Here is a 24,535-nt window from a genome sequence, read left to right as displayed (position 1 = left end):
GGGAGCATCTGAATTATTTATTTGTTTGAAATAAGAAATTATGAATGGCCTGCGTGCCCTCTGCTCGCGTCGCTGTTCCTTTGGGCACGAACGATTCATCCGCACGTCCATTCATCAAATGCAAGGAAGATACGGAAGCTATTGCTTCTTTCGCCCAATCGTCAACTTCACGCCAATCTACAAAAGCTTTCCCGTCACGCGGGGCTTCGCCCCCGTTATTCTTAACTTTCCAAGCCCGCATCAACATTGCTGCCATCTGTTCTCTTGTAATCTGCGCATCCGGGGCAAATTGGGAGTCGCTGATTCCATCAACGATGCCAGCGGCCAACGCGGCAGCAACTTCTTGTGAGTACCACGCTGTATGAGAAATGTCGGCAAATGGGCTGCTGCCTGCCTTCGGAAGCGCCAACGAGCGAGCGATTAGCGCAGCAAATTCGGCGCGGGTAATCTGCTTTTCAGGATTGAAGCTTATTTCGCCTTGAACGGCAACAATGGGATCGGCTACCATGGAATCGAACATATTACGCGCAGCCAAGTCTCCAATCACATTCGCAGCCCAATGTCCTTTGACGTCGAAATAGTTTACTTCCTTTTGGACGATGACAAAGTCACTGCTGCCAGTCGCTTTGAACTTCATGTTGGACGGATCTTCCGAAGCATTCAAGGACTGTAGAAGGAGTTGACCGTCGTTGCTGATGCGGTACAATCCAACTCTTTTACTGTTAAACCCTTCCTTCATAGGCATCTGAATATCGATCGTCCCCTGCCGTGCAGAAGCTCCCCAGACAACATGCATCATATCGGATACAGGCTTCACTCGCAGCGACTGATGAGACTCCAAGTCTTTCAGAATGTCCATATAGTCATCGTTCCATACACTTCCAGACAGCACAAGCGCCGGATTTTTATTAGGCTTATCTGATACCAAAGCGCTAGCTGACACTTTCAAAGTTCCCCAGTCGAACTGAATATGAATGTTCGATGCCTTTGCCAGATCTGCGGTTAAGTAAGGAAGCTCCATCTGAACTTTGCCTTTCTCAGCACGTACTATGATAGAATCCGTTCCGTCATTAGCCGTTAACTCGCTTGCCTTTACTTTCTGAATAAAGATATCGTCCGGATCCACAGGAACAGGAGTCTGGATGAAGCCTCCTCCAACGCCTCCAGGTGGTGGGGCCGTTGCTGCAGCAACCTGAACCTCATGACTGACCTCTAACCCTTTGTATCTTGCGGTTATGGTCGCACGACCTGGACTAACTGCAATCACTTCGCCCTGAGCGTTCACGCTTGCTACAGATTCCATACTGCTCGTAAATTGAACGCCGTCTTGAACCGGGACAAAGTTCGGCTTGTCGCTATAACGTGCGGATATGGCAGCTTGGCCTTTCTCACCCACTTTAAGCGAATCAATGCCACTGATCACCAGCGATTCCAATTTCGGTCCTGGTTCTGGAGTCGGCACGTCCACATTATCTTTCACCAATAATGTATAGCTGCTGAAGAGGGTCTGGTACGTTGCTGTAATGACGGTTTGCCCCGCTTTCAAGGCTATAACTTCGCCAGTTAGCGCGTTCAACTGCGCGACGCTTGGATCTGCATTGGTCAGGATTAGCCCTGGTGTCAATGACTGATCCGCTCCTAGCAGCGATGAGGTCGTATGATTGCTATAGGTTGCTGTGACTACCGATTGCTGACGCACCCCAACGACAGCAGCCTTCAAACCTGTCAGCTCTATCGATTGAATAAGCGGCTGCACCGATGGCAGCGCTTGGACAATTAACCGATAGGACGTTGCGATTAATCCCACTCTCACTGTGATATCCGTCTGCCCTTCGGCGATCGCCGAAACGAGCCCGTTGGCATTAACCGTTGCCACCGCAGGATTGCTGCTGCTTATGACGTAATCCTTTACCGACACGATACTGCCATCTGTATACGTAGCTTCTACGACCGTGCTAAGCTTTTGTCCTACTTTCATCGGAGCCAGCCCGTTCAATCGAATGGATTGCACGGCAGGAGCATCAATAGTAAAGGTGCTTTCCTCCGTTTTCACTTTATGGCCGAAGGCATCCGAAACCTCGCCATACCAAGTGTATGACTGGTTGGGGTTTAAGCCTTTCCATACATAACTGGCCATTCCATCTGCGGCTGTAACAGGCGCTAGATTTAGCGAACTTGTACTGACGTTGCTTCCCGTAATGGCAACATAACCGGTTGCCAGCTCAATAGGCTCGTTGTTCCATTTAATCGGCATTGTATAGAACTCATGTTTCTGTTGAAAAAATCCATAATTATCATTCGTAATCGGCGAGTACGGAACCATGTAAATCTGTTGGCGTTTCAAATCGAAGTACATCATCCGCATGTACGCCGCACCGCCAAGAGCCGCATCCTGATAGTCGTGCAGCAGTTCGTAGACGACTTTGCCCCCGATTCGTTTAACGTTATAGAACGTAGATTGATTATGACCGCACAATACCATAAAGACATTGCTGTTAGGTTTGACAATCTGATTCATGATATTGATGCCATCATAATCATCCGTACCGTAGGCTCCCTCATATAACAAATATTCATGTACAGCCAGAATTCCTTTACGGTCTTTGTATTGCTGCAATACCTGGTTCGCCCAGTTGATGGATGTCGCGTCAAATCCGCCCCAGCCCATGTACAAGATGATGAAATCTACACCGCCAGATGATATCAAATCGTAGTGGTTCTTGTTCATGCTGTTATAAGCGGTATAGTAAGGCTTGCCATTAAAGAGCTTGTCCTTAAAACGAAATGCGCCGAAATACTTACTATAGAGAGCATCGTTCGTATCATGGTTGCCTTGAATAACACCATAAGGAATCCCTGCGTTTTCCAAAATCTTCATACTATGGTCGGCATTCTTCCATTGCGTTTCCTGGCTCGCTGAATTCACAATATCCCCGGTATGAATCACATACTGGATTTTCTGCGCGTCCTTGTTATCAGCGATCCACTGTGTTTCGGCATCGTAAACGCCTGGAAAAGACTCCGCTTCAAGCTGGGTGTCTGTCATCCATACGAAACTGAAATCATAATCGCTTGGCGTTGGATTTTTGCCTGGTAGCATCGTATCATGCTGCGTTGCGGCGACGTACAGTTTGGCAACCTTCGTTGAGCTGTTCACCATCGTCGTTTTATCCAACGTCCCCGTCAATTTAAAATCGCTATTGTCCGCATTTCCCAACTTGGAAGCGATCTGCACCCATTTGCTGGTCGAATAGTTCCAGGCAAACAGTTTGACCAACTCCTTGGAATGTCCTTCCCATGTCACATCCAACTGATTGACGGTGTTCAGATCGCTGCTAATCGTTAAATCGAAGCGTTGATAAGGATAGTTCGACAACGACTTGCTGTTGTAATAAGCGCCATCCGACGATTTCAATTGATCATAAGCGCTTGCCGGCAAAGCCGTCTCGGAAGTAATCGTAGCGCTGCTTGGCGGATCCATCGTATCGGTTCGCTCATAGGCGGCATCTGTCGGCACTTTGGCGCTGTAATCTTTGACGAACTTCATATCTTTCTGGTAAAAGTTTACTTGTACCGGCTCACCTGTCGCAGACTCTGCCTTGACTTGCAAAGTGACATCGCCGCTTGGCTGAATCAATGTCCCATTGGCTCCTTGCGGCGCAGCTGCTGGGCTTAAATTACGCCCATCGACTGTGAACGTCACTGTTTTGCTGGCCTTAGCGGAAGCATCAGCTTTGGAAACAGCTTCGACATTCAACGTATGCACGCCGCCTTTCAGTTGGCTCAGCATGGATTGAAAAGCTTTGGAACTGCCATCCACAACGACTTCCGGCTGGCTATCCAATTGATAGCGGATCGTTGACGCCTCGCTGGTCACGCCACCAAAGCTTAAATCTGGCGAGTAGTAGACAGCTCCCTGTTTAGGTTGAATAAGTGTTAGCTGCATAGCGCCTTTGGATTCCTTGTCACCGAAAATGACAAAACGGCTGCTCTTGCTCATCGTTTGATAATCAGCCATGACCCAAGCTGCGCTCCTAGCTTGCTTGGACACCCTGACTTCGTCTACACCGCCACGATAACCCCCGCCAGCAGCTCCGGCATCGGAAGCCTTGCTGATTGTGAACGGCGTCGTTGACGAACCGCTAGTCGTAATCAGTGCTCCGCTGCGGGTTGCGGCTGCCACAAGCGCTCCATCGCGATATAGCTTGAGGTTGTTGCTGGCTTGGCTTTGATCATACGTTAATGTCAAATAGGTCCATTCTGCCGTCACGGCTCCTGCGTCCAAGTCCGGCGCCGTGCTGCCGTTTTTCATCGGGTCGGCATCGTTCGTAAACAAATTAGCGCTCCATTTGCCGCCGCCAATTTTCATGAAATAGGCTTGATTTTGCGTATCTGCGCCTCTTTTTCTAGCAATAACGTAATAGTTAAGCGAGTTTATTTCGTACTCATTGGCCCGCACCCAAGCTGAGATCGTAAGCTGGCCTTGACCATCGCCAACATTGCCATTCGTCGCTCTGACCAACCCCCGATGACTTTCATAGTATCTTCCAACCATGTTATATCGAGAGTCCTTGGCCTCCAATGTATAGGAAGGACCGCTTGAACTCGCGTTAGCTGCATTCCGTAAGCCGGTATTGTTGTTCATGCTCGAGTCTGTATACTGCTGAGCTTGAGCAGGGTGATAGAAGTAGTCGGCGATTCTGTCCGGGAAATGATACACCAGCAAATAGTTCGCATCCCACACCTGCTTAGGTTGAAGGTTAATCGTCGAACTGCCTCCATAATACAGCCAGATGCTGTCCGCGCTGGATTGGGCATGGATGATAGGGACTTTAACCCAAATCAGGCTCTCTCCCTGAGGATCCCATTTTTCAACTTCATAGGGAAGCTCAGATGACTGATCGGATGTGTAAAATCTGAGATCGTTCGATGCAGTTACCGAATAATCGATTTTGCTAGCGTCAAGTTTGATCAATACGGGATAATTGGCTAGATCCTCTGTACCTACCGAATTGTCAAAGCTTAACTGCATCCGATAATTCCGGTCTCCGTCCACCCATGTTGCGGGAGCAGATGCGGCATTCGCTTGCTGTGTTAATGTTGGCAACGCCATTTGGCATAGGAATAGAAGGATGACAAGTTGTGCTATTATTGGCTTGAAACGCTGAATTCTCAGCATGGATGATCCTCCACTCTATCTATGAAAATCATTATTTTTGGGTCAAATTATGAATGAGGTTAAATACCGCTTGCGCCGCTTCGGCACGGGATACGCTACCGGTAGGAACAAATAATTGCTCTGCACGTCCTTGCAGAAGTCCTAGCTTTGCAGTCATCTCGATCGATGAACGAGCCCAACTTGCCATTTGATCGGCATCCTTGAACGTTTGGTTGCCGCCTTGTTCTATTTTCCCGCCTGCATGTTCAACTGCTCTGGCGAGAAGCACAGCCATCTGCTCTCTGCTGATAACCGATTCAGGATTAAACAAGGCATTGTCCTCACCGCTGACCAAGCCGGATGATGCAGCTCCTGCAACATATGGCGCATACCATGCGCTTGCCGGAACATCCTGGAAACTGCTTATCTTTTGCTGCGGAATGTGTAATGATCTCATAAGCAAGGCTACAAACTCAGCCCGCGTAATGAACTTCTCCGGTTCGAAGAATGTATCGTTCACGCCTTCCACCATATGCATAGCGCTCATCATCTGCACAGTACGATTCGCCCAATGCTGCTCAGGCAGATCTTGAAACACCTTTTTGTACTCCAGTACCGCATACTTGCCATTCTCACGGAGCTGTGCGCGAATGCCCTTATCTGTTAATTCCCCACCGATATAGGTCATGCTGCCATCTTCATATATGCGGTATACGCCCAACAACGGTCTATCGCCACTTGCCGTAAACTCCGCTTGAATCGGCTCGATCCATCGCTGGTTTGGCGTTCTAGTTCCGTTAAATGCTTGTGAAACGATTGTTACATCAAAGAGCGACGAAGCATATTTCATTGTCGTATCAGGTGCTGAATGACTGGTTGACAGACCCAGAACCAGCTTGATGTCAGAAGATCCAATGAATAGATTGCCAGGCATCGTTAGCGTAAGATCGTCTCGATCTAAGCTAATTGTCTTCTTCGCTGAGCTTTCAGCAAGCGTTGGAAATACAATCTCTTTGATGCCTGTATCCAACTTAATCGTACTGTTCGAAGCTAATTGTCTCTGTAGATCGTCTACTATTAACGTATCGGTTTTATTGGAAGACGTCTGCCCTCCACCTCCACCGTCGCTCCCCGTAGAACTTTGTTCCACAACCGTAATCGTCGATTGAGCCACCAGATTCTGATAAGTTGCTGTCACTACCGTTGTGCCAGAACGAATCCCGGTGATTGTACCATGAGCGTCAATCTGAACAATGGCCGGATTCAGAGCATGCCATTTGGCCATGGCTGTAACGGGCACAGAAGTCGATGAGCTTCCATTTGTATAGATCGCATTGGCCGAAATCGCGCCACTAGCTCCTATATACAAGCTTGCTGGAAGGTTCAACTGCAGCACAACCGGTCGTTGTTCCGGTACAATTACGGCATTAACAACCATCGAAAAGCTTGCATTAAGACCTTTATAGTTAGCGACTAAACGCGCAATCCCCGGTTGAGCTGCGTATACGGCTCCAGAGACAGAATCAATTCTAGCCACATCAGAGTTTTCACTCCAATAGGTGACTCCCGTTTCTAACTTAGTCGTCGAGTTATCCGAATATACGGCCGTGAGTACTGTATGAACTAACTGTCCTACCGTCAAGGCAGTGGGTCCGGCAAATTGGAGTTCCGTAATCTGCGGATTCCCGTTAGGATTGCCCGTTGGACTAACCGTTAGGATAAAGTCTGCTCGCAGTCCAACCGCTGCAGCGCTAATCACAGCTGTTCCCGGAGCAACTGCATGAATGATGCCGTTATTATCGATGAACGCAACAGCAGGCTGATCGGAGCTATACGTTACACCAGCTGACATGATTTCCGTGCTTCCATCCTCATAGACGACTGTCGTCACTGCCTTCCCCGTCTCTGAGGCCATGATGGCGGACGGTCCGTTTAATAAGAGAGATTGCGGCTTGAGCTGCACTTTGTCATGGACGGTTAGAGCAACATTGGCACTTAGAGATCCGTAGTTGGCTGTTAACGTTGCTGTCCCTGCACGAAGCGGTGTAATCATCCCTGAGCTTGAAATCACTGCAACATTCGGGTTCAAGCTTTGAAAAACAAGTCCATTGTCAATAACCGTTTCCAGTTGGTTGGCATCTTTTTTCTTCAATACCGCAAGCCCGCTCTGACCTACCCACCAATCAAGCGGAATATCCCAGGCAATCGAGGACACGGGCGGTATGGCAGCAGGCGCATACTTGGCATGCAATTGCTGCACAGCATTAGCATCCAGCACTTTGCTGTATAATTCCACGAAACCGATTTTACCTTGAAAATAACTCGTGGCATCTATCGGTTCCGCATCTGCGCCAATCGCTAGATCGACCTTCGTGGCACCGCTGATTACGCCATTTTTGGACTGACTTCCTTCCAGAATTCCGTTCACATACAGCTTGGCTGTCTGTCCATCAAAGGTAGCTTCCGCATCATAAACTTGACCTGCCGTTAGTTTCGTGATGCTAGGCACAATGACGAAAGAATCGTTTCCTGCTATGTCATGAATGAAGAACCATGCTTCCAGCTTCTGAGTAATTGGGTTGAATTCCAATGCATAGTCCGATCGCTGCGCTTTTCCAATAATGTCCTGCGTTCGATACAGATCATCCAGCGAGAAAGACGCCGCCATCGTCATAAAGCTTGGGCTAAGCCCTTGGTTGGTTGGGATCCGCACATAGGACATTCCATCAAGCGCGAGGACATTTTTGTTAAAATCAGGATTGTAATTCACCGCTGCACTGCCAACTGGCGTACCGTGATTATGAGCAGCACTGCTGTCTTCACCCGCTGAATGATCGAACGTGAGTTGGAGCAAATCTGGGGCCATACCCGGAGGAGCGACAACCGTCCCCGGCATTGTATAGGACAACGAAGGTCCGTTTGTCGTCCAATTATCTGACGCATCGCCGGCTTCGACTTTATAGGTCGCCGTTTCACCCGGAATCACTAGATCAAACGAATAGCTGTTGGTGCTGCTATTCACCGTATTCACTAAAGTACCGTTCTTGTAAATGCGGTACTGCGTCACTGCTTTATCATCTGTCGCTGACGGCCAGTTCAAGTTAAAGCTCGTCGAGCCTGCCGGTGCGCCACTTAGCTGACTGCCGACCGGCCAGGATGGAGCTTGTTGATCAGCGAGGAGGCCCGTACTTTCGTAATAACAAGCCAATTCGGCTTGCGTTAAGCCTCGGCTGAACATCTTGGCGTAGCCGATCGAACCTTTGAACGTTAGCTGTGCCGTAGTTGCACTTTGTGGATCTCCGCCTATAGCCAGTCCGACTGATGTAGGAGAAGTTATGGCTCCTGTACGATTTTCGGTAGCAACTACCTGCCCATTCACATAAAGAACGTGCTGAGCTCCGTTATAAGTAATTGCAGCATCATAATACTTATTCACACTCAAAACAGGGCTATATAGCTTCCTTGTTGCACCGCCAATATAATCCCATGTCTCCATCTTGTTTGGATTTACTTCCAAGCCGTAGCCTGTGCTCTGCGTTTTCTGGAAAATTCCTTGCTCTCCGCTGAAGGCATCTGCCGAAAACTGAACCAACATCGTAAACCCATTGGGGAAATTGTTGAGTTCCGCAGCATTCGGTATCATAATAAACTGGCCGCCCGTCAGCTTCAGCACGTTCTTTTGCAGCTTTGATTCATATACGAGCTGCGGGTTGCCGTACGCTGTACCATCCACATGCCGAGGTGATTTATCTTTAATCGCGCTTTCGGTAAAATCAAAATCAACTAAATCGGGCACAGGCACAGGGCCCATACAAGATGAGGCGGCACTTGCCTGCCCTGGGATCATGGTGGATGCCAATGCTCCAAATATGAAGCAGATCAGCAATAAAACAGACAAACTTCGACGTAACCTCATCAACATTCTCCTCTTCCATCTTCCTATACTATTCTTACCTTTAAGATAAATAAGTTTTGTTAGCTCAATGTTAACCGGATGTGAAATTTTGTTAAATGTTGTTGTTTATTGTTGATTATTACTTATTGATTTGCATGATATAGATTAAAAAACCCTAAAAACCACGAAAATACCAACTTGAATATCAAATAAAACAACATTAATCAATATTTCTTCGATTTAAGGCGTTGGCATCAACAAATAGAAAAAAAGCTTGGAGTCTATGACTCCAAACTTTAGGCAATCGATATTCAAATTCTATGAAAGCGAACGCATTAAAGTAAATTGTTTGGCCAAATATAGCGGCGTATATGGCATATCCTTTCGAAGCCAAGCAACGATAGTCCCGATTAAGGCAGCAGATCCATACCATAGAGCTATATCCTTCTGAATACCGGTAGCAGCAAGAATCGCTTCACTCTCCGCGCTGTCCAGTCTTGCGGTGATTAATTCAGACAACAGCTTTAACAATCGGTCTGTAAAAATCGGCGTTCGCCTCGACGCAAGTATGATTTTATAAAATTTAGCATGTTCGGCTATATGCTCCAGCAAGTCCACCAACAGCGGCCACGCGCCTTCTTCTGCGACATACTGATTCCCTGAATCCTTGTCCAGAATTTTACGAATATCCTCGATCATATCATCTGCCATCTTCTCCAGCATATCGGGAATGTCCCGATAATGCAGATAAAAGGTAACACGGTTTATGGTAGCTCGCTCAGCAATACGATTGACCGAAATTTTCTCGATTTCCATTTCCTGCAGCAATTCCACAAAAGCGTCTTTCAGCAATTGACGTGTGCGGAGTATGCGGGGATCGGTTCGGGATGTTTTATTTTCCATGTACCTAATTCCTTTGCTCTTATGTATAGCTTTCACATTATATTAGCCTATTGCTTATAAACCACTCAATTCTGCCTACAATCCAATTCAATTTGTGTAAATTATATTACACACTGTAAATTTAGTCCACGCAGGAATGGGAGCATCGAGCCACATTACAGGCAGGAGCACGTACAGGCACTCTAACGAACTCAACACCCTTTATTTGGCCAAAATCGCTCATTCTGAAAATCTAATGAATCCCAGATGCTCTATCACAAGCAAACGATCACCTTTCCGCCTACAATCTGCTCGATAACGCCAATCCAGTTCATTACATCGCCAAAGTAGCCATTTTCTCGCCGATAAGCATCGTACAGTTCGTTAGATCCCTCGCTATACGGACACTTTTTGTTATAATAGTGGACTGAGTTTTCCTTATCTCCGCGCGTGGCCGCTGGGGTAACGCCTCGATCACTCCAAAACATTTAAACGCTTAGATTTCAAGAACAACCTAGTCTGCATTTAGGTCACCAAGTCAATGTACCTTGGGGCAAGTTTCCTAACGAACTCAACACCCTTTATTCGACCAAAATCGCTCATTCTGAAAATCTAATGAATCCCAGATGCTCTATTACAAGCAAACGATCACCTTTCCGCCTACATTCTGCTCGATAACGTCAATCCAGTTCATTACATCGCCAAAGTAGCCATTTTCTCGTCGATAAGCATCGTACAGTTCGTTAGACCCCTGGGAGACGAAAACTGCCGTAGCAAAGAAATCTGCGACAGACGCCAGCAAAAAGAGGCTGGCTCTAAAGGTTACAAACCTAGAGAGTTGCCTCTTTTTTTTGTTTCGATTGGGAGTGAAATCTATTCCGTGAGAAAGTATCAGAAATAACGGAAGCTTTTCCATGTAGTTCAATATTGAAAGCATGGGGCTGCCCTTAAGTCATTAAATTGACTTTCTTTGAGGACAGCCTCTTCAGCGCCTCCAGGCTTTCGGGCTTTCCAACTAGCAATGCCGCATGAGTCATTAGCTGCCGCTTACCTCATTATGCCTCAAGCTTCCTGCCACAGCCGCCTTACATTGTCCATCGCGATGATGGAGGCTGCCCTGCATTCCTCCATGCCTTCAAATTCCACTGTGACATAACCATCATATCCCGAATCCTTAATCAGCTTGATAATTCGGCGCATATCGATATCTCCTTGACCGACGATCGCGCCTCTTAGATAGTTGCCATTCGCGGTCTTGAACCAGGCTCCTTCTCCGGGATGTTCATGGTAGGGTCTGAAATAAAAATCTTTCATATGGATGAGTGACGCATAGGGTAAATTCTTGCGCACCCCGATAAGCGGGTGTTCATCGACGCACATGAAATTGCCAATATCGAGTGTTGTTTTGAAATTGGGGCGATTGACTTCGGTCAGAACACGCTGCACGCGATCGCTGGCTTGTACGCTGAAGCCGTGATTTTCAATGGTCGTCGTAATCCCGTATTGGGCCGCATAATCAGCGATGATGCGGCTTCCTCTTACCATCTTGTGCAAGTTCGCTTCGAACCATTGAATCGTCATCATCTCCGGCGGCAATGTAAAAGCTGTCACATCATGCCGCATATGGGTCATGCCGAGTTCATTTACCAAATCAACATGCTGCTTGACGCGCTCCAGCTCAGCTTCGAAAGCCTCTTGCGTCTCTTGGACGAAGTTGGCAGGCATCGAATAATTGGATAATTCGATGCCAGCTTCCTTGGCCTTCGCGCGGACTGCAGCCGCTAACTCGGGTTGATCTATCAGCGTAAAACCATAGGGGACAATTTCCATATGCTCGCCGCCATGCTCGGCAATCCACTCAATCGCGTCGAGTACAGTCATTTCTCCTGTTTTTAATACGCCCAACAAGCTGTATGTGCTAAGACCTACTTTCATCGTTTATCACCTCAGTCACTAATTCAAGCGCGATCACCGTATCCATATCGTCCGGCAGTTCGGCTCCGATCAAATGAATGAATGCCCCGCTAGCGATATCCGAATACTGTTCCGCCATCCACGGCATGGATATTTTCAGCTCAGATCCGTCTGCAAGGAGTCTTGCCTTCTTAATTCTCCCCTTAAGTCCTTGGAAATAGATGGGGCCGATACCGCGATCAAACACATGGGCATACAACATATTTCCCTTCTGCGTATACCTCCCCCATTCCGGCTTAGGAAGATCCGCTGCTCCGCATCCATAGATGCTTTCGCCATTGCGCCTCATCCATTCACCAACAACCGTCAATATCTCTAAGGATTGAGATGGAATTTCCCCTCGTGCATCCGGCCCGACATTGAGGAGCAGATTGCCGTTCTTGCTGATGCATTCAACCAAAGCCCGCACGACCTGCTTGGGGGACTTGTAGGCATGGTCCATCGCATGATAACCCCAGTTGTCGTTGAGTGTAATACAGGCTTCCCAGGGAACATCCAGCCCGTTCTCGTCTACAATGCCGCCGGGCGGCAGAATTTGCTCAGGGGAATAGAAGTCCCCCGCATATACCTCCGGCTCGGCCGCTTTAATATGGCCGCCAAGCCGATTATCAATAAGAATATCCGGTTGCAGGGAGCGAATCAGGTTGACTAGCTCCGTTGCCCGCCACTTTTCACCCGTCATATCATCGTAAGAGAAGTCAAACCACATGACATCAATTTGCCCATAATTGGTAAGCAGCTCTTTCACTTGCGCATGCAGATAGTCCACGTAGCGTTCGAACTGAATCGGACGGTTCTGATATGCTTCATTGTCTCTCATTGGATGAATGCGGTCCCCGTACGCAGGATAATCATCATGATGCCAATCAATCAAAGAATAGTAGAAGCCGACCTTCAACCCTTCATCGCGAAAAGCTTCGACATATTCCTTGATCAAATCCCGCTGTGCGGGTGAATTCGAAGCCTTATAGTCCGTAAACTCGCTTTCAAAGAGGCAGAAGCCATCATGATGCTTCGTCGTCAGTACAGCGTATTGCTGTCCTACCGCCTTCGCTGCTTTGGCCCATGCCCGCGGGTCGTAACGGTCCGGGTTGAACTCGCGGAAGTACGGCTCGTATGCCTCATTGCTCAGTTTCTCGAAGCTTCGGACCCACTCCCCCCTCGCGGGGATTGCATACAATCCCCAGTGAATAAACATGCCGAATCGTGCTTCCCGGAACCATTCGGTTCGTTCCCAACGCTTGTTCATATGTCTCCTCCTTTGTTCCTATGCAATTCCTGCCGCAATCACTTCTTATACACTTTATCGTAGGCATCCTGATAGATTTTGATAAATTGATCCATACCGGAATCTTTAAGACCTTTCAAATAAGCGTCCCAATCTTTGTCGAAGCTCTTAGCCCCCATGATGAACTGCAGCATGGATTGTTTGACGTAATCCGTAATAATCGGCTTTAATTGTTTCACTTGATTGGCCTGGTCGTTCGTCAAGAAGATATCCGTCGGGAACTCTTCTTTCGGTTGATGTCCTTCGTACAATTCCTTGGTCGCTTTGTACAGACGCGTTTCTAAGCCATCCATCGTATAGAGATCCTGACTGGCTGCGTACCCTGTTTCGCGATATTCAGCAGATCGGAAGTTCGGGCCCATTTGATTCCAATGATCGTTCTGCACCTGACCTACCCCATAAGACGTTTCCTTCACTTTGAACCTAGCCGCCGTTCCGCGTGTATTCTTATCGGTTGCATCGGCCTTCACCCAGTTGCGGCCTTCTTCTCCGAAGTTCGACAATGTCGTGCCTTCATCCGAATACAGATAATCGGCTAGACGAATGGCAGCTTCTGGATTTTTATTTTTATTCGTCACGGCAAATACAGAGTTCCCTACACCAATGTAGTGCGGCGTGAACGATGCTCCGTCCGGTCCTGTAAGCGGCGCAATCGGATCATAGTCTTTGTGCCGCGTCGCTGTTGGCGAGGCATCCGTGAATTCGCCGAACCAGCCTGCCGGAATCGCGCCGGCAATCGCTATATCAGGGCTATTCCCTTTTTGCGTAAGCGCATCTGATTTTTGTGTAAATGCTTCCTTGTCAATCAAGCCTTCCGCATATAGTTTGTTCAAAAATTGCAGACCTTTTTTGAAGCCTGGTTGATCGACCGAGGTTGCCAGCTTGCCGCCGCTCATCATGAAATAATTGTTGTCCGCATTGTAGTAGACGAACGCGTTCATGACGAACGTTTCAATATCCGTATGCCAACCTGTCGGCGAACCCGTCAACGCAATTTCATCTGCCTTGCCATTGCCATTCGGATCTTTCTCCTTAAACGCTTTGAGCATGTTGTAGAAATCGTCAGTCGTTTTAGGTGCAGTAAGACCAAGCTTTTGCAGCCATTTCGTGTTCACCCACATTTTGGCAGAAAACTGGCAGTGATAGCACTCATTCAAGGAAGGAATCGCGTATATATTGCCATCTGGCGCAGTGATTGCCTTCTCCAAGTACGAAATGTCTTTGAATGCTTTCTTAATGTTCGGTGCGTATTGATCGATCAGCTTATTTAGCGGAAGCAGAACCCCTTGTTGACCGTAGAGCAGTTGCTCCTCTTTCGTTAGATTCCCTTGCATGAAAATATCGGGATAGTCGCCACTAGCGAGCAGCAGCTGCTTCTTCTCATTCAATGCCGCTGTTTCACCCGGCACAAGCTGCCAGTTCAAATGAATATTCGTCTTTCCTTCCAAATACTTGGTAAACCAATTCGTATTCAAATCGGCAATATTAGCGGATTGCGGCGCGAAAGCACTCATCGTAATTTTATTGGCGACAATCGGAAAGCCGGTTGCATTAACGTCTTTTCCCCCGCCTGAGCTTCCTGCCCCACTTGGGCTAGTGCCAGGGCTGGTGCTGCCTTTGGGATTATCGCTATTGGATGTGCAGCCAATTACAAGCAAAGTAATGAATAAAATCAGGACCGCCGATAACCATGTTTTTCTGGTTCCTTTACTTACCATACTCAAACCCTCCTTGTTTTTCATAGCTATTCAATTCCGTCTGGACAAGCCTGGTCTGTACACTGCCGCGCATCCCTCCTTTCGATGTGTAACCGGATTCAACCTTTCAGAGAACCAATCAGCAGCCCTTTTACAAAATGCTTTTGCACAAATGGATACAGCATTAGAACGGGAGCGCTCGCCACAACAATCAACGAATATTTAAGCAGTTCCTTTAACCCTTGTCGATCCGCAAGCTCCTTGACATCCTTAATCATCGTAGGATCGATAGAGTTCAGGATCAGAATGTTTCGTAGAATAAGCTGCAGTGGATACAAATTAGCCGATTTCAAGAAAATTAACGCATCAAAGTAGGAATTCCAGTAGCCGATGGCATACATGAGCACCAGAACAGCAATGATTGGCTTGGAAAGCGGGATCACAATTCGCAGCAGAAATTTGAAATCACTGCATCCATCCAAATGTGCGGCCTCCGTTAGTTCCGAAGGAATCGACGTCTGGAAAAATGTCCTCGCCAGAATGACTTGCCAGACGGAAATTGCCCCTGGTATGATCATCGCCCATCTCGTGTCGAGCAAGCCCATGCCTTTCACGGTCAAATAATAGGGAATTAATCCCCCGTTGAACAGCATCGTAAAAATGAACAGCGCGGTGATGACATTGCGTCCATAAAAGTTTTTGCGTGAAAGCGGGTAAGCTGCTGTTATCGTCAAGGCTACGCTAAGCAGCGTTCCGAAGAAGAGATAGAAAAGCGAGTTGCCATAACCCGTCAAAATTTGCGGATTCTGAAACACCGCTTTGTAACCGCGAAGCGTCGGCTCCACGGGTAGCAACCACACCTTGCCTGAGATGACGGCTGATGACGAGCTGAAAGAAGAACTAACAATATAAATGAGCGGATAAGCAACAATGATCAAACAAATGAGCAAGAACAAGTAGACAAAGAACAAATACAATCTGTCCACACTATTTTCAAGAATACGAGTTGAGGTTTTTCGTGCCTCTATCGTCAAAGTCTGTTCGGAATGAACCATCTGTTTACCTCCTACCACAAGCTCGTCTCTGAATTTTTCCTAGCCACATAGTTGACCACAATGAGCAGCAGCAAATTAACGATAGAATTAAAGAGTCCGACTGCTGCGGAGAAACTGAAATTCGCTCCAACCAAGCCCATTTTGTATACATAAGTGGAGATGACCTCGGAGGTCCCAACGTTAATGGCATTTTGCATCAAATACACCTTCTCGAAGCCAACATTCATAATTTGTCCTGCATTCAGAATGAGCAAGATAACAGCCGTCGGCATTATGCTTGGCAAATCGATATGAATCATCCGTTGAAACCGGGACGCGCCATCTACTTTGGCCGCCTCATACATATGCGGGTCAACCCCTGCCAGAGCGGCAATGTAAATGACCGAGGCATATCCCGTAAACTGCCAAACATCGGAGAGTACATACACCGTTTTGAAGTACGCTGGCTTGGACATTATATTTTCCGCTGGAAATCCGAACTTATCCGCCAAGAGATGAACAAAGCCGAGCTGTGGAGAAAGGAACAGCATGATGATGGAAACCATGATGACCGTTGAAATGAAATAAGGCGCGAATGTGACCAGCTGAACCGTCCTTTTGAAAATCCCGTTTTTCAATTCGTTTAACGCCAGGGCCAGAATGATCGGCGCCGGGAAACCAACAAGCAGCGAGTAAAGACTAAGCAGCGCCGTGTTCTTGATAACTCTCCAAAAGATAGGCAAATGGAAAAAGTCCACAAAATGCTTGAAACCGATCCAATCGCTTCCCCATATCCCTCTGGTGACCATATAGTTTTTAAAGGCGATTTGGACGCCAACCATGGGGACATATTTGAATATAATTAAATAAACGAGTGACGGTAAAATAATCAGATAGAGTTGCCAGTTTTTCTTTACCATTTTAAGTGCTATACTCATGATACTCCCCCTCGATGCAATGGCCTACCGCTTATATTAAGCGCTTACAAGGTCTATAATAAAGGAGTCTGACACATATTTATAGTGATCATTTTTAAGATCCAGTGTCCGTTTATAAGGTGGTGTGATCAATGAAAACCAAGCTGACTTTCAGCTATCAAAACTTATCGATTGTGAAAAAAATGGCCATAGGTTATATCGTCATTATTTTCATTCCGATTATTTCGTTCGGCTTGTTTCTGTATAATCAGAACTACAACAGCTTTCTTGAAGAATACGCGCAAGGCAGACAAAAAATTGTTAATCAAGTGCTTAACAACATCAACGTAAGCACGGTACAGATCGAGTCCGCTTATCAGCTATTCCAAAATAATTCGAATACGATCGCCTATTTAAGTGGGAACTACCGGACCGATTTTGAGCAGGTTTCCAATTTTTTGACCTATATCAGACCCTTGTTTTCTTATATTTTGTCATCCAATCGCATGATCGATGGAATGACCATTTATATGGAGCAGCAAAACGGCATGATTTTCCGTCCGGAAATGGCTAAGATGGACGAGTTCAAGCTAGACGAGGACATTAAAAAGCTTCCGCTTGGCGTAGGCAAATGGGTTACGTTTAATAGTGGATCCTATCCCGATATCAACCTCCACTATTTCCACAAAATTGGAAACCGCAACTTCGAGCAGGACATTGGCCTTCTCGATATCAAGGTAACCTCGAATCTAATAAAGCCTTTACTGGAGTCGCTGAATTTGAACATCAGCAGCAATTTATATGTGCTTGATCAGGATCATCAGATTATTTCTCATATCGAAGAGATTGCCCTGTCCAAAGATTCCGAGAAGGCCATGCTCGCCGATGCGTTCCAAGCAAACGCCAAATACGCGTACCAGACGGTCAACGGGAAGAAACTGCTTATTGAATCGTTCTATACGGAAAGCCTCAAGCTGCAATTTGTGATGATCGAGCAAGTGGACGATGTCTTTATTGGGGTAAAAAAAAATAAGTATGTGCTCGTTTTGATTGTAGCCCCCCTGCTGCTGCTGCTGTCAGGCATCTACTATCTGATCGCCAGCTCCATTACGAAGCGGATATTGAAGCTTTCCAAGCACATGCGGCAAGTGGACGAGAACTATTTCCCGCTCTATCGCGGGGAAATTAATAAAGACGAAGTCGGACATCTGACTTCGTCTTACAATGCGATGATCAGACGCATGGATGAGCTAGTCAATACCGTACATCGTTCAGAAATGCTGCGCAAGGAATCGGCCTATCTGATGATGCAAGCCCAAATCAAGCCTCATTTCCTGTACAATACGCTCGAATCGATTCGCATGATCGCGGAAGCGAACGATGACCCGGAGGCCGCGGAGATGTCCTATACGCTTGGCAAGCTGTTCCGCTACAGCCTGTCTGGAACCAAAAGCGAGACTTCGCTGCGAGAAGAAGTCGAGAATATCAAAGACTATATCAAAATCCAACAAATTAGACTCGCTGACCGACTGCAAGTATCCTATGACATCAACGCAAGGATCGATAACTTTATTTGCCCCCACTATATGCTGCAGCCGATTATTGAAAACAGCATTGTTCACGGAATCGCGAATGTAAGAAAACAAGGCTCGCTTTCGATCCGCATTTGGGAAGATGCAGCGTTCATGTACATTGCCGTTGTTGACTCAGGCGCAGGCATTGAGGAAGAACGATTGCAGCTCATACAGGCTGTATTAAACGGAACTATGGATGTCCATCATTTGCAAAAGAGCGGCGGAGGCCTAGGCATTATGAATGTAAACGAACGCGTAAACATGTTTTTTGGCGAACCTTCAGGCATTCAATTGGAGAGTAAGCTTAACGAAGGAACGACATGCATACTCAAGTTAGCTAAGGGGGCAACGCCATGAAATTGATGGTTGTCGATGATGAACCTATTATTCTGAACGGCATCATCCGTATGATCCAGAAAGCGGATACACCGTTTACCGAGATCGTCGGAGCAGCCGACGGCATTGATGCGATACAAAAGCTGGCACACTTCCAGCCGGATTTGATCCTGACTGATATTCATATGCCGGAATTGGATGGACTCGCGCTAATTAAGCACATACAAGAGATGAATCTCTGCAGCCGGTTCGTTATCTTAACCGGATACAGCGATTTCGCTTATGCCAGACAAGCACTGCGCTACCAAGTCATCGACTATTTGTTGAAGCCAATCAACAAGGATGAACTAATTACCATACTCCATAAGATCGGGAGAACGATACAGCAAGAGCAGGCACGAACCATCGAGCACGACCTGCTGCTGCTCAAGGAGCATATCCTATACAATACTCCCTACGAGGAGCTGTCGCTAAGGCCAGAGCAGCTGCAGCCTCTATTTCCCCATCCTTACACCACCATCATCGTATTTCAGGCATGTGAAAACGAACCTCCTCTTCCAGCCGAACGTCTGGATGGTATCGTTAACGCTTTGGCAGCGGCTAGCAGCAGGATTTACAAAACCCAGTCACGTTTCTTGCGGCAAACCATCCTCATTGTCAATGGTGCCCACGTGCTGTCGGACGCAGAGCTGCACCGGTTATGCGGTGAGTTTAAGATACAGGGCAGTGGATATTGCATAGGGGCTAGCGGGGGGATGGACGATGGGATCAGCCTACGCAATCTATATATTGAAGCGATGGCATCCCTGTTGTTTCAGCGGTATTTTGGCAGCTGCGGATTAACGGTTTTCAAACAAGAAACGGAGAACCTCTATAGTAGCTATGACAGCCTTGTTCACTATATTGAACAATCCTTACTGCATCAAACCTCCATCGAGCAGATCGAGAAGGACATGCAGCCCATACTTCTCTATTTCTCCGGCGATATCGATTGCCACAGCAAACTGCGTGAGCAGTTTCTAGTATGCATAGGGCTCTATTTGCAAAATGTCAATCTAACACCTGAAGCGATCTGGGGCGAGCAAGCCGCAGCCCAACTATTTTCATCCAGCGGCGCGATCCTTGAGGATGTGCGTGTAGCGGAGATTCTTGTGCAGCTAATTCGATATATGCGACGAAGCGACAACCAGCAGCCGAACGTACATGCCATTGACAAAATCGTCGCTTTCGTGGAACAAAACTACAAGCTCGATTTATCGCTCGATGCCGTGGCCGACCATGTGCAAATGCATCCCAACTACATCAGCATGTTGTTTCGCAAAGAGATGGGACTGACCTTCCTGCACTACTTGCACACCTACCGACTTGCCAAAGCCAAACTAATCATGCAAGAGAACCCGGAATGGCCGATCAATACGATTGCGGAGCTTGTTGGCTACGAGAATCCGCGGCATTTCTTCAAAGTGTTTAAAAAGTTCGAGAACATTACGCCTGGGCAATTCCGGATCGAAAATTCTTCATAGTGACAGATAAGTGCCACCCATTACTTAATCCCCAGCGAGCTGCGGAATTCAGATGGCGAGATGCCCACTACTTTTTTAAACGTTTTGGTGAAATGGGAATAATCGTCGTAGCCAACCTCATCCGCAATATCAACAATTTTGAGATGGGGGACTCCCAGCAGCTCTTTGGCCATCGCCATTCTTTTGTTAATTCGGTACTGCACGAAGGTTTGGTTCGTCATCTTCTTGAAGAGGAGGCTGAAATAGGTGGGGGTTAATCCAGCCATCTTCGCAACCTCATCCAGAGACAATTCTTGAGACAACCGGTCATCCATATAGTTTTTCGCTAGTTGCATAGCGTCTTTATAATTGCCATTACGAGACAGTCGTAAACATCCCTCGATTTGTCGTAATTGATCATCGAACGCTTCGAGGGCTATTGTTATATTTCCTTCCGGAATATCACGCATCGTTATTGTTGGTATAAAATGTCGCACCTGGAATCTCTTCAGCAACATGTCCATGCATTCATTCAGCAGCTCATGGAGTTGGTGAAAGGAAAGATTCGCTTGGAGACAATAGTCTTTCCATTCCTCCATCAACCGGTTTAGCTCGTCGGTCTGCAAGGTCCAGATGCACTGTTCCACACAATCGATCCACTGCACATAACGAGTAACAGGGATATAACCTGGAGCCTCTTTCTTAAGCATCGCATCGAAAACCTCGTGCAACGTCGATTGAGGTACTGGTTTAAGCAAATAATGCTTCACACCGTAAGATATGCATTTCTGGGCGTATTCGAAATCGTTATACCCGGAAACCACGACCGTTTGAATATGGGCATGGTGGTGGTGAATGGTTTGGCAAAGAGCCAAACCATCCATTTTGGGCATACGTATATCTGAAATAACTATGTTCGGTTCCCTTGCAGCTATTTTACCCAAAGCATCTACCCCATTTTCGGCAGTCCGAATGTCCGCGAAAGATGGCATGTACGCCTCGGCCATCTTCTTTAGCCCTAGGCGGATGATAGGTTCATCGTCGACAATAAGCAAATGAATGGGAAACCTCTCCCTTGCAGGTTTTTTCGTTCTATGCGGTACGGCATCCATCGCCGAATTGGGAATCACTTTCATCCGATACTGGAAATCTTAAGTTGATTCTACTATGCGAACTCGCCTAAGAACATGTAAAATCTTTAGCTTGGTTGGCGTATTTTACGGTGCTCCCCCTTACTCCAAAACAAAGAAAAAGACTGCCCGCAAGTAAATTTACTCACGGGCAGTCTTTTGTGTGTGCCTAGAAGAAGTTTAGCTTCCTTATTGGGATATGCTCGGTAGTGTGAACACCAAGTTCTCCCGGGCGGATGCCCCTTTTTCTTTCAATAGTTGCTCGGCAATGAATCGGAATTCCGGATTTTTGTATGCCCTCGCGGCTGACGTTATAGCTGGGAGCGCTGAAGATAAAGTCTCGGCTTTGATCTGTTCAAATTCCCATTCTTTCTTCTTGCTGATATAGGGACTCAGGAATTCCATAGCTTTGAGAATACTGCGTCCGTCTTCCGTCTTGTAATTCCAGAGATCGATGCCGATTTTGCTGCCTAATCGGGCAACAATCGTCATGGCCTCCATATTGTAAGTTGAATAGTGCAAGGACCGCGTTCTAGCTAGTTCGAGCGGCATGCTGCCGTCTGGTGCGATTTGTGAAGCAATCCGCTTTTTGTTATCTTCGACAATCTTCTTGGCGACATCCGTGTGTCCGCTGAATAAGGCATAGGCAGTGACTTGCGCATCGTACCAATTGCCATGATTGTTTTTGGCATTTCGTTCATCCGTGCCGATCGGGCTTTCGAGCAGCCACGTCATATAGCTGCCGATCCATTGCTTGAATTTGTCCAAATCTTGATTGGACAAATACTTCGTGCCATTCAAGATCGTGGCAGGATCCAGCGTGTTCAAAATATTCAAGGTTTCGATAATACCCGCTGCCCGTCCTTCATTCACGCCTGGTACGGACTGGCCGTAATTTAAACTTGGGTTCATTCGCGTCGCAGGGTCGAGATACCAAATTCTTAGCAATTTGGATGCGTAGTCAGCGTAAGCTTCGTTCTCGGTAAAGAAGTAAGCTAAAGAAAGTGCGCGGATACCTGTCGTCGTGATACCGAAGTTTGTCCGGTCGAAGGCATTCGTATTGACTTCCGGATTCTGCTGGCCGTCTTTCTGAATATAGGGCTTTCCATCTGGCGTATTCGGATTCGGCCACCAATAGACTCCGATGGAAACGTAATCATGTTTATCGCCGCTAGGAGCCACCGTGGTTTTATCCAGCACCGACACCGGGGGTTTCTGCAGTGCCGCTTCTGCATCTAGTATCAGTTGATTCACGCTTTGTGTGATAAGCGGATCTCCCGCCAAATATTTTCTCTTCGCCTCATTCAAGGTAGCTGCATCCAGCGTAACCAGCTTAGCATCATCGAGTGCCTCTGTGCCTTTGCAAGCAGCTTTCTTGACTTCATCACTGGGTTTGCTTCCGATGATGATCGCTCTGCAGGCAGTGTCCCATTCAACGTTCTTGCCCATCAGTTCTCCAACCATTCGTACGGGTACATAGGTCGTATTCTGATAGACCAAGGACTCCGGCACTTTGTCACCTTGATTATTGTAATTGCCATTTGGAGCGCTTTTGTTTACTCCATCCACAAACAATCTCACTTTTTTCAAGCTGATGTCCGTCGATGACGATGCTGCGAAGCCGATGCCTGAGAAAAATAAGGATCCGCATAAAAATGATACAACCACCTGCTTGAGCGAATATTTCCTACTCATTTTCCGTTCACTCCCTTAATAGTAATCATGCAGATTTTAAAACGATGTAAACGATTTCAAAACCATGTTATCTCTTCCTTCAAAAAATTTGTATGGATTATTCCAAGGTGTATATGGGGTAATTTATTATGATTACCAAAATAATAGTTATTCCCGCGTCTATGCATTCCCTCACTAATATGCTAGATTGATTTATACAACATCTCAGAAAGGTTTGATATTGACACCATGGCGTTATCTCAACGTATCTCCACTGATCAAGGATCCAAAAAAGCGTTTCCCATCTCTTTGCTTTCTCTAACCGTTGGTTCCTTCGCAATTGGCATGACTGAATTTGTCATCATGGGTCTTCTGCCTAATGTCGCGACGGATTTGGAAGTCAGTATCTCAACTGCCGGACAACTCATTACGATGTATGCTCTTGGGGTAGCCATCGGAGCTCCTATATTGACCGTGCTCACCCACCGAATCCCACAAAAGAAACTATTATGTTTGCTCATGGTTTTATTTATTCTGGGCAACGGAATCTCTGTTTTCGCTCCCAACTATGCGATTATGATGGGCGCCCGCCTAATAACCGCCTTGACGCATGGGACCTTCTTTGGCGTTGGGGCTGTTATTGCCTCCACCCTGGTCCCCCCGGACAAACGTGCCGGAGCAATTTCCATCATGATGGCTGGTTTAACCATTTCCAATATTATTGGCGTTCCGCTAGGAACATTTATCGGCCAGCACATGGGATGGCGATCCTCATTTGGCGCTATTTCGATTATGGGAATGATCGCATTGGTCGGCATACTTATCTTTATCCCGTCCATGAAGCAAGATAAACCAGCCAGTATCCTTCAGCAGGTTACTTCACTAATCAAGCCCAAGCTCCTGATTTATCTGCTGATCGGGGCACTAGGCAACGCTGGCCTTTTCACTATTTTCACCTATATTACACCACTGCTTACGGAAGTCACCGGTTTTGCCGAGCATAGCGTAACATGGATTTTGGTCCTATTCGGCTGTGGTGTAACCATCGGCAATATGGTTGGCGGCAAACTGGCGGACTGGAAGCTGATGCCTTCCGTACTGGGCATTTACTTTGCGACTTGCGTCATCCTAACCCTCTTCACCTTCACGATGTATAGCCCAACTGCTGCCGTAGTGACCATCTTTCTGTGGGGAGCTGCTTCTTTCGCCGTATTCCCAGGTCTGCAGCTGCGTGTTATGAGCCTAGCCAAAGCGGCGCCTGCACTTGCTTCTACCTCCAGCCATTCAGCAGGCAATCTCGGCAATGCCGCTGGTGCTTTCATTGGAGGTTGGGTCATTACTCATTTAGCCATAACCGCCCTCCCCTGGGTCGGCGCCGTGCTCGTCGGTCTGGCTCTCATCTTGGGCATTGCTTGTTATATAACAGAGCGTAAGCCATCTGTGAAGTACTAGCGAGTCTTATAAGAACACGTCA

The 24,535-nt window shown here is 47.1% G+C and carries 14 protein-coding genes; 3 read left to right on the top strand and 11 right to left on the bottom strand.

Features of this window, described 5'->3' with window-relative positions; translation table 11 throughout:
- Positions 1-13: 13 nt before the first annotated feature.
- The 9 genes from LOZ80_RS06180 to LOZ80_RS06140 all read right to left on the bottom strand — a co-directional run bounded on the left by LOZ80_RS06180 (position 14) and on the right by LOZ80_RS06140 (position 16,866).
- On the bottom strand, positions 14-5,179 hold the full coding sequence (locus LOZ80_RS06180; protein WP_238170610.1) for a DUF2341 domain-containing protein: 5,166 nt from the start codon (positions 5,177-5,179) through the stop codon (positions 14-16).
- A 31-nt stretch (positions 5,180-5,210) separates the two neighbouring features.
- Positions 5,211-9,074, bottom strand: a complete 3,864-nt coding sequence (locus LOZ80_RS06175) for a LamG-like jellyroll fold domain-containing protein (RefSeq protein WP_238170608.1) — start codon at positions 9,072-9,074, stop codon at positions 5,211-5,213.
- A 297-nt stretch (positions 9,075-9,371) separates the two neighbouring features.
- Positions 9,372-9,956, bottom strand: a complete 585-nt coding sequence (locus LOZ80_RS06170; protein WP_238170607.1) for a TetR/AcrR family transcriptional regulator — start codon at positions 9,954-9,956, stop codon at positions 9,372-9,374.
- Positions 9,957-10,569: 613 nt separating this feature from the next.
- Positions 10,570-10,737 carry a hypothetical protein gene (locus tag LOZ80_RS06165; RefSeq protein WP_238170606.1) on the bottom strand — a complete coding sequence of 56 codons (168 nt, stop codon included), beginning with the start codon at positions 10,735-10,737 and terminating at the stop codon, positions 10,570-10,572.
- 260 nt (positions 10,738-10,997) lie between these two features.
- Entirely contained in the window at positions 10,998-11,870 is an 873-nt protein-coding gene (locus LOZ80_RS06160) for a sugar phosphate isomerase/epimerase family protein (RefSeq protein WP_238170605.1), read from the bottom strand.
- Positions 11,854-13,158, bottom strand: a complete 1,305-nt coding sequence (locus tag LOZ80_RS06155) for an alpha-L-fucosidase (protein WP_238170604.1) — start codon at positions 13,156-13,158, stop codon at positions 11,854-11,856. Before LOZ80_RS06155 ends, LOZ80_RS06160 begins: the two co-directional genes overlap by 17 nt.
- Before the next feature lie 38 nt (positions 13,159-13,196).
- Positions 13,197-14,915: an ABC transporter substrate-binding protein gene (locus LOZ80_RS06150; RefSeq protein ID WP_238170603.1), complete on the bottom strand. Its 1,719-nt coding sequence runs from the start codon at positions 14,913-14,915 to the stop codon at positions 13,197-13,199.
- Between the two features lie 98 nt (positions 14,916-15,013).
- Positions 15,014-15,949, bottom strand: coding sequence for a carbohydrate ABC transporter permease (locus LOZ80_RS06145; RefSeq protein ID WP_189017380.1), 936 nt, complete (start codon positions 15,947-15,949; stop codon positions 15,014-15,016).
- A gap of 11 nt (positions 15,950-15,960) precedes the next feature.
- Entirely contained in the window at positions 15,961-16,866 is a 906-nt protein-coding gene (locus LOZ80_RS06140) for an ABC transporter permease (protein ID WP_238170602.1), read from the bottom strand.
- Between the two features lie 131 nt (positions 16,867-16,997).
- Between LOZ80_RS06140 and LOZ80_RS06135 the strand changes: the two genes are divergently transcribed.
- Together LOZ80_RS06135 and LOZ80_RS06130 are read left to right on the top strand one after the other, a co-directional pair.
- Complete coding sequence (locus LOZ80_RS06135; RefSeq protein WP_238170601.1) at positions 16,998-18,776, top strand: sensor histidine kinase; 1,779 nt, start codon at positions 16,998-17,000, stop codon at positions 18,774-18,776.
- Positions 18,773-20,278, top strand: coding sequence for a response regulator (locus LOZ80_RS06130; protein ID WP_238170600.1), 1,506 nt, complete (start codon positions 18,773-18,775; stop codon positions 20,276-20,278). Before LOZ80_RS06135 ends, LOZ80_RS06130 begins: the two co-directional genes overlap by 4 nt.
- Before the next feature lie 20 nt (positions 20,279-20,298).
- Here the strand turns inward: LOZ80_RS06130 and LOZ80_RS06125 are convergent, their stop codons facing one another.
- Both LOZ80_RS06125 and LOZ80_RS06120 read right to left on the bottom strand, forming a co-directional pair.
- On the bottom strand, positions 20,299-21,393 hold the full coding sequence (locus LOZ80_RS06125; RefSeq protein ID WP_238170599.1) for a response regulator transcription factor: 1,095 nt from the start codon (positions 21,391-21,393) through the stop codon (positions 20,299-20,301).
- Between the two features lie 183 nt (positions 21,394-21,576).
- On the bottom strand, positions 21,577-23,082 hold the full coding sequence (locus LOZ80_RS06120; protein WP_238170598.1) for an alginate lyase family protein: 1,506 nt from the start codon (positions 23,080-23,082) through the stop codon (positions 21,577-21,579).
- A gap of 228 nt (positions 23,083-23,310) precedes the next feature.
- Here LOZ80_RS06120 and LOZ80_RS06115 point away from each other — a divergent pair, with 228 nt between their 5' ends.
- Positions 23,311-24,513, top strand: coding sequence for an MFS transporter (locus LOZ80_RS06115; RefSeq protein ID WP_238170597.1), 1,203 nt, complete (start codon positions 23,311-23,313; stop codon positions 24,511-24,513).
- Positions 24,514-24,535 lie beyond the last annotated feature (22 nt).

The sequence above is a fragment of the Paenibacillus sp. HWE-109 genome, assembly GCF_022163125.1.
Taxonomy (GTDB): Bacteria; Bacillota; Bacilli; order Paenibacillales; family NBRC-103111; genus Paenibacillus_E.
This window is presented reverse-complemented; position numbering and strand designations above follow the sequence as displayed.

Excerpts from the sequence above, each read along its gene's own strand:
- LOZ80_RS06180 (WP_238170610.1), bottom strand. The coding sequence starts at position 5,179 with ATGCTGAGAATTCAGCGTTTCAAGCCAATAATAGCACAACTTGTCATC.
- LOZ80_RS06175 (WP_238170608.1), bottom strand. The coding sequence starts at position 9,074 with ATGAGGTTACGTCGAAGTTTGTCTGTTTTATTGCTGATCTGCTTCATA.
- LOZ80_RS06170 (WP_238170607.1), bottom strand. The coding sequence starts at position 9,956 with ATGGAAAATAAAACATCCCGAACCGATCCCCGCATACTCCGCACACGT.
- LOZ80_RS06160 (WP_238170605.1), bottom strand. The coding sequence starts at position 11,870 with ATGAAAGTAGGTCTTAGCACATACAGCTTGTTGGGCGTATTAAAAACA.
- LOZ80_RS06155 (WP_238170604.1), bottom strand. The coding sequence starts at position 13,158 with ATGAACAAGCGTTGGGAACGAACCGAATGGTTCCGGGAAGCACGATTC.
- LOZ80_RS06150 (WP_238170603.1), bottom strand. The coding sequence starts at position 14,915 with ATGGTAAGTAAAGGAACCAGAAAAACATGGTTATCGGCGGTCCTGATT.
- LOZ80_RS06145 (WP_189017380.1), bottom strand. The coding sequence starts at position 15,949 with ATGGTTCATTCCGAACAGACTTTGACGATAGAGGCACGAAAAACCTCA.
- LOZ80_RS06140 (WP_238170602.1), bottom strand. The coding sequence starts at position 16,866 with ATGAGTATAGCACTTAAAATGGTAAAGAAAAACTGGCAACTCTATCTG.
- LOZ80_RS06135 (WP_238170601.1), top strand. The coding sequence starts at position 16,998 with ATGAAAACCAAGCTGACTTTCAGCTATCAAAACTTATCGATTGTGAAA.
- LOZ80_RS06130 (WP_238170600.1), top strand. The coding sequence starts at position 18,773 with ATGAAATTGATGGTTGTCGATGATGAACCTATTATTCTGAACGGCATC.
- LOZ80_RS06125 (WP_238170599.1), bottom strand. The coding sequence starts at position 21,393 with ATGAAAGTGATTCCCAATTCGGCGATGGATGCCGTACCGCATAGAACG.
- LOZ80_RS06120 (WP_238170598.1), bottom strand. The coding sequence starts at position 23,082 with ATGAGTAGGAAATATTCGCTCAAGCAGGTGGTTGTATCATTTTTATGC.
- LOZ80_RS06115 (WP_238170597.1), top strand. The coding sequence starts at position 23,311 with ATGGCGTTATCTCAACGTATCTCCACTGATCAAGGATCCAAAAAAGCG.